We start from the raw sequence: 7,977 nt of genomic DNA, 5'->3' as shown, positions 1-7,977 counted from the left end.
CTTTTTTATTATGTATCTTATCAGATTCAGCTCCATTCGTATATAAATCCCATTATTATACATAATAATAAAAAATATACTTTCTCAAAAGGGGCTTTCGATAGTGAATAGAGAACAAGTCATTGAAGTTTATCAAGATGTTCTAGAAAAGAGAAGAAAAAGATTTCCTAATTATTTCTTTGTAGGTAAGGAAGGAAAAAAATATATGCGCTATATGACATGCTATTTACTTGAGCAACTCTTATCAATCCCCATCGATGAAATCCCTTTTCAAGTAGGTGCCAATACATTATGGTCTCATCGTCTCAGACCTCCTGCTATGCTATATGGATGGAATTATTATGAAGTCATTGATAATGCCTATCCAGGAAAATTTAAACCTTGGCAATTCCAACAAACTCCTGATAAATATTGGGAGGGAGAAGAAGGAAAGAGAAGAGCTATTGAGGCAGTAAAATATGTAATAGAGGAAAAAATGAAGATTCCTATGGAAGAAATACCCTTTCGAGTTAATTTTAATTTTTTTAGACAACATGGTTTAGGTGGCGCCTTTACGCTTTTAGGCTATTCCCCTTTTCAAATAGTTGAAGCGATTTATCCTAGTGTCTTTAGGCCTTGGCAATTTGCTCATGTTCCCATGAATTGTTGGAAAAATGAAGAATATATTCGAGAGGCAATGGATGATTTCTTATTCAAACAGCTTCATTTCTCTTCCTATCAGGAGGCTTTTCTCCAATTAAAGAGAAGTCATTTTACCGATTTTCAGTTAACTGGTCTCTTTCAAATGGCTTTTGATTCCAGAATGAATAATGTAAGGAAATGGATAAATGAACAACTAAATAACACAGATGATGAATTATTTTATATGAATCTTGATTAATGAAAGAACTGATTGAAACGGGTAGCCTGAACTAAATTACCATTATGTCTATTTCCTATTTTTAAAAATGATAATTGATGAGTATATGGTTACTTGCTTTGATTTTTCTTCTTCATAAAAAGATATAACGATTCAGCAAAAAAAAGAAAAAGAAGAAAAAAGAGTACAAATAATTCAGCGACTTCCATTACCCTAAATGGACTCATGGCGTTGTACAACGCCTGAGAAACATCAAATCCTTGAACAATATCAATACCTAAAGAAAAGCCCATTAAACATCCCAACATTAAAAGGCTAATACCTATGATTTTCATATCTATCACGCTCCATATAATAGGTTCTTCCTTTTCTTCTATGATGATACATAAATATTTATTGTTAATTTTTACATAAAAAACTCTTATATGGTTAAAGTAATAAAAACTGAAAGAAGGGTGCTTAAATCTATGCCTTCGTTTTTTAAAGATCGCAAACCAAAAAAGAAACGGCCAAAGAGTGACGAGAATCAAACTACTGATCATCAAATAGAACGGATACAGGTTTCGTTATCAGGCAACCTTAACATGATTGAGCAGAAAACGGGAAATAGTTCAGATGTCGTTATTCGTGAGATAAAAATGGGGGGGGATTCTGACATTAAAACGGCGATTGTCTATGTAGAAGGAATTGTAGACAATCAGTCGATTCAAGAATATCTACTGCAATCTATGATGAAGGATGATCATAAAGAAGTAATAAATCAGCAAAATGCGATAGACCTGCTTTCTAAAGATATAATGACAATTGGAAACATATCTCCCATCACTAACTTCGATGATTTATTTGCATCTTTAATGGCAGGAGATACTCTTATTTTAGTGGATGGAGTAGATCAGGCACTGAGTGCTAGTACTAAAGGTGGAGAAAAGCGTTCCATTGCGGAATCTACTACCCAAATGGTAGTGCGAGGACCAAAAGGAGCATTTACCGAGTCTCTTGGGACCAATACAGCTATGGTACGCCGCATCATTAAGACCCCCGATTTATGGATGGAGTCTTTAAAAGTTGGGCGTGTAACTAAGACAGATGTGACGCTTATGTACATACATGGCATTGCCAATGATAAAGTCGTCAAAGAAATTCGTCAGCGATTACATCGAATTGATATCGACAGCATTTTGGAATCAGGATATATTGAACAACTAATAGAGGATCAAACATTGACTCCTTTTCCAACTATGTACAACACAGAAAGACCTGACGTTGTAGCAGGGAACCTGTTAGAAGGGCGGATTGCTATATTTGTAGATGGGACCCCTTTTGTACTCATTGCGCCAGCTATATTTATGCAATTTTTCCAATCGGCTGAAGATTATTATGCCCGGTTTGACATTGCTACCTCGATTCGGCTTTTGCGTATTTTTATGTTTATGATTTCGCTCATTGCGCCAGCTACCTATGTTGCCGTTACAACCTTTCACCAAGAAATGGTTCCAACCATGCTCATTGTAGCTATTGCGGCACAGAGGGAATCCGTTCCTTTTCCAGCGTTTGTGGAAGCCGTGCTTATGGAAATAACCTTTGAAATCTTACGCGAAGCAGGGATACGTTTACCTAAAGCTATTGGTTCGGCAGTATCTATTGTCGGGGCCCTTGTAATAGGTCAAGCAGCTGTTCAAGCAAGTATTGTTTCACCAGCAATGGTTATCATTGTATCCATCACGGCTATTGCTAGTTTTGCCACACCATCTTTTGATATGGCGATTTCGGCCCGTTTAATTCGTTTTTTGTTTATGATCGGTGCAGCAACATTTGGATTCTACGGCATCATTTTGTGTCTTTTAATGATGGTTGTCCATCTATGCAGCTTACGTTCATTTGGAGTACCCTATATGGCTCCATTTGCTCCCTTCATCCCCGTAAACAATGGAGATACTGTTGTGAGATTACCGTGGTGGACACTGAGACAAAGACCGCGATTAATTACTGCTAATACGGTTCGAGAAGGGACAAATCAACACCCACACCCTCCTGCATCTCGAGGTATGGTGAATAGCGATTTTGAAGAAGGTAACAACAATGAAGCGTAAAGGGGTTTTTCTTTTATTGATGATGACAATGACGCTTTTGCTCACAAGTTGCTGGAGTAAAAAAGAATTAACGGACCTTGCTATTGTATCAGCCATGGGTATCGACGAAACGAAAGATGGAAGATTTCACTTAACACTTCAAATTATTAATCCAGGAAACGTGGCAGGAGGTATGCAAGGAGGAGGAGGCAGCCAAAGCCCTCCTATTACCATCTATTCGGCTTCAGGGGATAATATAGTAGAAGCAAGTAGACGGGCTTCAGGCAGAATCTCTCGACGATTGTATTATGCTCATACAAACTTAGTCGTAGTGGGAGAAAGGCTGGCCAGAAAAGAAGGGCTTAATACGTTAATTGATAGTTTAGATCGGGATCCGGAATTTCGAAATACTTCCACTCTTGTGATTGCGAAAAACTCGACCGCAGCTGACCTTGTCAAAACATTAACCCCAGTTGATAAAATTCCAGCGAATAAAGTGCTAAAAACCTTAGAATTTACGGAAAGAAAATGGGGAGAGAATGTAAAAACATCACTCCAAGAAGTGATGAAGAGCATTGAGTCTCCTGGAAGAGGAGCTGTCGTATCAGGATTTCGTCTAGTTGGGAATCCCCAGCAAGCACAAAAGCTAGATAACCTTCAGGAAAGTGCACCCGCGGCAACACTTCGCGCTTCCGGAATTGCTGTCTTAAAACAGGGAAAGCTAGTGGATTGGCTGTATGGAAAACCAGCAAGAGGGACGGTATGGATTCTCGATAAAATTCAAGGGACGAATATTAATATTAGTTGGGCAGGAAAGAAAGAGGCTATTGCTTATCAAACTGTACGACAAAAAACAAGTGTGTCTGCTCAGGTGAAGAATGGGAAACCTCATATTTCTGTTCATACACGTGTTGAAGGAGATATAGGCGACATGGAGGTACCTGTTGATATCACCAATCCAAAGGTCATTACAAAAATCGAACAATCGTTGAGGAAAGAAATTAAAAAAGAGCTAAGTGTAGCTATTGAACATGCACAAAAAAACAAAACGGATATTTTGGGATTCGGTGAAGTGATTCACCGTACTAGACCAAATCAATTTAAGAAGTTAAAAACGGAATGGAATGATGTGTACTTTCCAAAGTTAGATGTAGATATTACAGTGGAAGCCTACGTACGTCGAGCTGGTTTACGAAATAAATCGTTTCTTTCAGGAATAAAGGAGAATCAAAAGTAAGGAAAAGGAGGTGCCAGTTGAATGGAGAAAGCGAAAATTAGTGCTAGTCAGCTCTTTATCTTAATGGTTCTGTTTGAGCTGGGGAGTGCTTTACTGGTACCTCTTGCCATCAGGGCTAAGCAGGATGCATGGCTTGGAATTCTGCTGGGTATGTTAGGAAGCTTTATTTTATTTTTAGTTTATCATAAACTTTACACCTATTATCCCAACCTCTTACCTACAGAATATATGCAAAAGATTTTAGGGAAAGTGCTGGGTACTGTACTTGCCTTTGTTTACATTCTTTATTTTATGTATGATGCTTCAAGAGTTCTACGTGATTTTGGTGAAATGCTGTTAACTTTTGCCTATCCTGACACGCCTTTATTCATCGCAAATGCATTATTAATACTTGTCATTATTTACACCATTAGAAAAGGAATTGAGGTCATAGCTCGATCCGGAGAACTGCTTTTTATTTTTATGTATATCCTTGCAGTTGCTGGCTTTATCTTAATTATATCTTCTGGTTTAATTGATTTTAAGAATTTACAACCTGTTTTGGAAGAAGGCTTATTACCATCGGTAAAGGTTGCATTGTCTGAAACGTTATATTTTCCGTTTACTGAAGCTATTGTGTTTACAATGATTTTGCCGTATTTAAATGATTCTAAGAAAGCAAAAGTGACTATGCTATGTGCAACGGGATTAAGTGGAATCAATTTGGTTATTACGATGCTCATTAATATTAGTGTACTTGGTGTTAATCTAACTGCGCGTTCCCAATTCCCACTTCTTAGTACAGTCGCGAGCATCCAAGTAGCAGATTTTTTAGAACGGCTTGATGTGTTTTTTATGCTTGCTATGGTGATTGGGATTTTTTTTAAGGTTACCATATTATTTTATGCAGCCACCATAGGAACAGCTAACTTATTCAAAATTACATCACCTTCAATGTTAGCGTATCCTTTAGGTATTGTTGTTCTATTTTTATCTGTCACAATCGCGAGTAATTTCCAAGAACATCTCCATGAAGGATTATATATAGCCAAGTTTATTCTGCATATCCCTCTATTCACCATAATTCCTCCTATCCTTCTTTTTATAGCTTTCTTACAAAAAAGGAAGGTTCATGGGAGTAAACATAGTTGATCAGCTAGTTTTTATATAGAATATAGTCTTTACAGCGACATTTCCTAATAAGGTAATTACCCGTAGAAAGATTCTCTCTACATTAGAATTACCTTTAGAACAAATCTCATCTTTATTAAATAACGTTCGAAAGCAATAGAAAGTTAAATAGCCATTCAAAAAAGCAAAAGGAAGCTTTAATAAAACCGAAAAGGAGGTCTCAATTGAATGGAAAAAGCTAAGATTAGTTCTAGTCAGCTCTTTATCTTAATGGTTCTATTCGAATTGGGGAGTGCTTTACTGGTACCTCTTGCAATAGATGCAAAACAAGACGCTTGGCTTGCAATTCTCCTTGGAATGGTATTCAGTTTCGTTCTATTGCTAATCTACCACAAGCTTTATACCTATTATCCTGACCTTTTGCCTACAGAATATATCCAAAAGATTTTAGGGAAAGTATTAGGTACCGTACTGGCCTTTGTTTACATTCTTTATTTTATGTACGATGCCTCAAGGGTTCTACGTGATTTTGGTGAAATGCTATTAACCTTTGCCTATCCTGACACACCTTTATTCATTGCCAATGCATTATTAATGCTTGTCATTATTTATACAATCAGAAAAGGAATTGAGGTCATAGCTCGATCCGGAGAACTGCTTTTTATTTTTATGTATGTCCTTGCGGTTGCTGGTTTTATCTTAATTATATCTTCTGGATTAATCGAGATTAAAAATTTACAACCTATTTTGGAAGAAGGTTTATTTCCTGTCCTAAAAGTGGTATTTACTCAAACTTTGTATTTTCCATTTACAGAAGTCATTGTATTTACCATGATTTTACCGTATTTAAATAATCCTAAGAAAGCAAAGGTGACCATGCTATGTGCAAGTGGATTAAGTGGAATTAATTTAATTATTACCATGCTCATTAATGTTTGCGTATTGGGAGTTGATTTAACTGCACGTTCACAGTATCCACTTCTTAGCACAGTGGAGAGCATCCAAGTAGCTAATTTTTTAGAAAGGCTTGATGTATTTTTTATGCTTGCTTCAATTATCACTATCTTCTTTAAAATCTGCTTGTTATTTTATGCAGCTGTCATAGGTACAGCAAATTTATTCAAGGTTAAATCACCTTCAAGGTTATCGTATCCTTTGGGGCTAATCATTCTCTTCTTATCTATTACCATTGCGAGCAATGTTCAAGAACATAACCACGAAGGACTGAAGGTGGCAATGTTTACTATACACATTCCTCTTCTTGGGATTATTCCTCCTTTGCTTCTTCTTGTAGCTTTCTTTAAAAATAGGAAGAAGCATGGGAAAAACAAATTTAACTAGCTAATTTTCGTATAGAATTTTGTCATCCTTGTTAAATTCCCCAGTAAAGTTCTTAACCGTGGAAAGAATACTTTTAGCCTAGAATTAACCTTAAAGTAAATCTAGTATCTATTACATAACATTCGAAAAATCGGAAGTGGTGAAAGCAGTAAAGGATAAGCCAAAAAATTAAAACAGTTCCTTAAATACAGTTGAAAAGGAAGGCGGATTGAATGGAGAAAGCTAAAATTAGTGCTAATCAGCTTTTTATCCTAATGGTTTTGTTTGAGCTGGGTACTACTTTATTGTTACCCATTGCTATGGACGCAAAACAGGACTCTTGGCTTGCGATTCTGCTTGGAACCGTATTCAGTTTTGTTCTGTTTCTAGTCTATAATAAACTTTACTCGTACTATCCAGATATTTTACCTACAGAGTACATGCAAAAAATCTTAGGTAAAGCCATAGGAAGCGTACTGGCCTTTCTTTATATCTTTTATTTTATCTATAATGTAGCAAGGGTTCTACGTGATATCGGCGAGATGCTGTTAACCTTTGCTTATCCCGATACCCCTTTGTTTATTGCGAATGCTTTATTGATTCTTGTTATTATTTATACAGTTCGCAAAGGTATAGAAGTAATAGCCCGGTCAGGAGAAATCTTTTTTATAATCATGTATATCCTAGCCATCACTGGCTTTATTCTGATTGTATGTTCAGGATTAATCGATATTACGAACTTACAACCAGTACTCGAAGAAGGGATATTCCCACCCTTGAAAGTTGTTTTTACTCAAATCTTGTATTTTCCTTTTAGTGAAGCGATTGTGTTTACAATGATTTTACCGTATTTAAAAAACCCAAAGAAAGCCAAAGTGACCATGTTATGTGCATCAGGATTAGCTGGCATCAACTTGACTATTGCCATGCTGATTAACATTAGTGTACTTGGGGTTGATTTGACTGAACGTTCCCAATTTCCTCTTCTTAGTACCATACAAAGCATCCAAGTAGCTGACTTTTTAGAACGTCTTGATGTGTTTTTTATGATTGCTTTAGTTACCGGTGGTTTCTTTAAGATAAGCGTATTGCTTTATGCGGCTGTCATAGGGACGGCCAACTTATTTAAGATTAAATCATCTTCACGACTTTCATATCCTATAGGACTTATGATTCTATTTATGTCAATGACGATTTCTAGCAATTTTCAAGAACACCTCCATGAAGGATTGGGGATAGAGATGTTTGTTTTGTATATTCCCCTCTCTGCGATTATGCCTATTCTGCTGCTTCTTGTTGCTTTCTTGAAAAATAGAAAGGACCATAAGCAATAAAAGGTTTATTTGCATTATTCCCTTCGAATATGAGGTGGTTCTTACAAT

7 protein-coding genes are annotated in these 7,977 nt (G+C 36.5%); 6 read left to right on the top strand and 1 reads right to left on the bottom strand.

Annotation, left to right across the window (positions count from 1 at the left end):
* The first annotated feature begins 103 nt into the window (after positions 1-103).
* Positions 104-880 carry a DUF4046 domain-containing protein gene (locus N178_RS24125; RefSeq protein WP_045295367.1) on the top strand — a complete coding sequence of 259 codons (777 nt, stop codon included), beginning with the start codon at positions 104-106 and terminating at the stop codon, positions 878-880.
* 89 nt (positions 881-969) lie between these two features.
* On the opposite strand, the gene N178_RS24120 is transcribed toward N178_RS24125, so the two are convergent.
* On the bottom strand, positions 970-1,194 hold the full coding sequence (locus tag N178_RS24120) for a YczF family membrane protein (RefSeq protein ID WP_045295366.1): 225 nt from the start codon (positions 1,192-1,194) through the stop codon (positions 970-972).
* A 132-nt stretch (positions 1,195-1,326) separates the two neighbouring features.
* Here N178_RS24120 and N178_RS24115 point away from each other — a divergent pair, with 132 nt between their 5' ends.
* The 5 genes from N178_RS24115 to N178_RS24095 all read left to right on the top strand — a co-directional run bounded on the left by N178_RS24115 (position 1,327) and on the right by N178_RS24095 (position 7,929).
* Positions 1,327-2,949, top strand: a complete 1,623-nt coding sequence (locus tag N178_RS24115) for a spore germination protein (protein WP_045295365.1) — start codon at positions 1,327-1,329, stop codon at positions 2,947-2,949.
* Positions 2,939-4,165 (top strand): Ger(x)C family spore germination protein, encoded by a 1,227-nt coding sequence (locus N178_RS24110; RefSeq protein WP_045295364.1) that lies wholly within the window; start codon positions 2,939-2,941, stop codon positions 4,163-4,165. Before N178_RS24115 ends, N178_RS24110 begins: the two co-directional genes overlap by 11 nt.
* 21 nt (positions 4,166-4,186) lie before the next feature.
* Positions 4,187-5,296: a GerAB/ArcD/ProY family transporter gene (locus N178_RS24105; protein ID WP_045295363.1), complete on the top strand. Its 1,110-nt coding sequence runs from the start codon at positions 4,187-4,189 to the stop codon at positions 5,294-5,296.
* A 207-nt stretch (positions 5,297-5,503) separates the two neighbouring features.
* The gene (locus tag N178_RS24100) at positions 5,504-6,616 is read left to right on the top strand and encodes a GerAB/ArcD/ProY family transporter (protein WP_045295362.1); all 1,113 of its coding nucleotides are present in this window, start codon (positions 5,504-5,506) and stop codon (positions 6,614-6,616) included.
* A 212-nt stretch (positions 6,617-6,828) separates the two neighbouring features.
* Positions 6,829-7,929, top strand: coding sequence for a GerAB/ArcD/ProY family transporter (locus N178_RS24095; protein ID WP_045295361.1), 1,101 nt, complete (start codon positions 6,829-6,831; stop codon positions 7,927-7,929).
* Positions 7,930-7,977 lie beyond the last annotated feature (48 nt).

It is taken from the genome of Priestia aryabhattai B8W22 (assembly GCF_000956595.1).
GTDB lineage: Bacteria > Bacillota > Bacilli > Bacillales > Bacillaceae_H > Priestia > Priestia aryabhattai.
The sequence above is the reverse complement of the archived record's forward strand: the minus strand, read 5'-3'. Positions and strand labels throughout refer to the sequence as shown.